Below are 2,765 nucleotides of genomic sequence, written 5' to 3' on the forward strand. Positions count from 1 at the left end.
GTTTGCTCCTTGCCCCAGACCCGATGGGGAGCAAATGCGTTTGCGTTTGTGAAAGCATCGCGCAGCGATAACGCAAAGATAAGCTGGAGAAGAGCAGCGAGCGGGCGTTCATGTCTTCAGAGCATTACAAGTTCGACCTTTTCTTGCACTACCACCGAGAGCAAGCCCGGTGGGCGCGTCAACTGGCGGAGCGGCTGGATCGCGAGGGTTTCAAAGTCTGGTTTGACCGCTGGATGCTGCAGCCGGGGGATAACCGCAAGCTGGAGCTGCAACTGGCCATCGAACAATGCCGCTGGGTGGGAGTGGTGGCCTCTCCAGAGTTTGTTGCCGATCCCTGGCCAAGGGATGAGCTGTACAGCGGGTTTCCCCATGCCCCGGCACGACAAAACCAGCGTCTGCTGACGCTGCTGCACACCCCCACTGAGCTACCCCGCCCCCTGGAAGAGGCGCCCCTGCTGGATTTTACTGGCTCAGAAGAGGATCCGGTGCTGTTTGAGTACCGCGCCTTGGAGCTAATGCACTTTTTGGATCCCAGCTTCCCTGCCCCCGGGGATCTGCAGCGGTTCCGGCTGCAATACCGCCGCCGTGAGGGGAAAGAGTCCCTGGAAGATGAAGAGGTGCGGGGATTTCAGGCCTTTTTGCGGGCCATCCAGATGGCCATCCTGCGCATTGCCACAGGCGAAACCCCCTCCGCCACGCCAGAAGAAGGAGCGCGTCAGATCGCCATTTTGCAGTTCATTCAGCGGCTGTTTCAGTGGAACAGTGCCGACATCCAATTCGAGCGGGGGGAAGACTGGCGTCGCCGCGGCAACCTGACGGAAGCCCTGGCCGCCTACGACCGGGCTCTGAACATGGATCCCAACTTCGCCCTGGCTTGGAGCCGCCGTGGGGATGTGCTGGTGCAGCTGGCCCGCTACCGCGAGGCGGTGGACAGCTACAACGGATCCCTGAGCATCAACCCCTACGACGAAGAAACCCGGCTGCGCCTGGCCCTGATTCTGGGGCGCCTGGGGCAGTACAAGTCGGCGGTGGTTAACTACGACAAGGTGCTGGAGAGCAACCCGGAAGATGCTCTGGCCTGGCATAACCGCGGCATCCGCCTGCTGCAACTGAAGCGGTCTAAGCTGGCCCTGAACAGCCTGAACAAAGCGCTGCGCCACAACCCCAAGCAGCCCCGCACCTGGCTGGCCCGTGGGATCGTGCTGCGGCGGCTGCGTCGGCCCAGCTCGGCAGCGGCCAGTTTTGCCCGGGTCTTGAAGCTCAACCCCAAAAGCGGGCGGGTTTGGCGTTACCAAGGCAATGCCCTCTTCCACTGCCACCGGCTGCGCTCGGCTGTTGAATGTTACAAGCGCTCGCTGCGGCTGCGCCGCCGGGATCCCATCACCCTGCACAACTTGGGGGTGGCCCTGCTGCGCTTGGGGCAGTATCGGCTGGCCAGCAAGGCTCTAGAACGCGCCCTGCGCTACGATGCCGACAACTACAAAAGCTGGTACGCCCGCGGCGTGGCCTTCCAAAAATTGGGCTACCTGAAAGAAGCCTGTATCCACTTCGAGGAAGCCCTCAAGATCAAGCCGGAGCACTTTCCAGCCCGCTATGCCTTGGCGGTAGCTCAGCAGGAGCTGGGGCAATATGAGGCCAGCCTACGGCATTTCCAGCGCTTGGTGCAGCAGCGTCCCGGCAGTTCTGCCTGCTGGTTTGGCCAGATCACCAGCCTGCGGCGCCTGGGCCGGCTGGAAGAAGCCCGTGCCGCCTGCCAGCAGATGATCCACCTCAACGAACGGGATCCCTGGGGCTGGTTTGCCCTGGGGTTGATCTACAGCGAGCTGAGGGATCCCGAACAAGCTGTGCAAGCCTACTCGCGGGTTTTGCAGCTCACCCCAGAAGATGCTGTGGCCCTCAACAACCGCGCCTGGGAAGCCTTGAAATTGGGGAAGCTGGAACCTGCCCTGGCAGACGCCCAACAGGCCACGCACCTGGATCCGCAGCGGCCCGCCTTTTGGCATACCCTGGGGCTGATTCAACTGCGGGCCGGCCAGCGAGCAGCCGCCCAAGCCAGCTTGCAGCGCTGTCTGGAGCTGGATCCGCAATTTCAGCCGGCCCAAGCCGCCCTGCAGGACTTGGCCCAGGAAGACTCGGCCTCGCCGGCGGGAACAGCTCTGCCGGATTTGGAAACCCTCACTCCCCAGTCGGAGCCGCAGCCAGTTGACCCCAACCCCTAGCAGGATCCCCTGGGCTTTCAGACCCCAAGGACAATGCCTGCAGCAGGCAGACGGGAGCAGAACATGCCACACTGGATCCCGCCCCCCAGGACCGACACGCATGGATCCCTATCTGATCCCTGTCAAGCTTCCCCACAGCTCCTACGATATTCTCCTCCAGTCTGCCGAAGGCCCCCCTGGCCACAGCCTCATCCAGCTGGGATCCCAAATGCGAGCTAGAGGGCTTTCCGGCAAGGCTCTGGTGGTGAGCCATCCCGGCATTGCCAAACACTTTGCCGAGAAGTTGCTGCAGGGGCTGCAACAAGCGGGGTTTGCCGCCCACCTCTGCCTATTGCCTGCCGGCGAACGCTACAAAACCCTGCGCTCGGTGGCCAAGATCTACGACGCCGCCCTAGCCTTTGGCCTGGAGCGCTCCTCCACCTTGGTGGCTCTAGGAGGGGGGGTCATTGGCGACATAGTGGGGTTTGCCGCCGCCACTTGGCTGCGCGGGATCCCTTTTGTGCAGGTGCCCACCTCACTTTTGGCCATGGTGGATGCGGCCATTGG

General features: G+C 62.7%; 2 protein-coding genes. Both read left to right on the top strand.

The features are described from left to right. Positions 1-110 precede the first annotated feature (110 nt). Positions 111-2,219 carry a tetratricopeptide repeat protein gene (locus NW820_RS09790; protein WP_414407382.1) on the top strand — a complete coding sequence of 703 codons (2,109 nt, stop codon included), beginning with the start codon at positions 111-113 and terminating at the stop codon, positions 2,217-2,219. Positions 2,220-2,319: 100 nt separating this feature from the next. Continuing rightward, on the top strand, positions 2,320-2,765 hold a 446-nt coding region (locus NW820_RS09795; RefSeq protein ID WP_414407383.1), incomplete at its 3' end, for an iron-containing alcohol dehydrogenase.

Origin of the sequence: Synechococcus sp. R55.7, from assembly GCF_047461955.1 — a bacterium.
Lineage (GTDB): Bacteria > Cyanobacteriota > Cyanobacteriia > Thermostichales > Thermostichaceae > Thermostichus.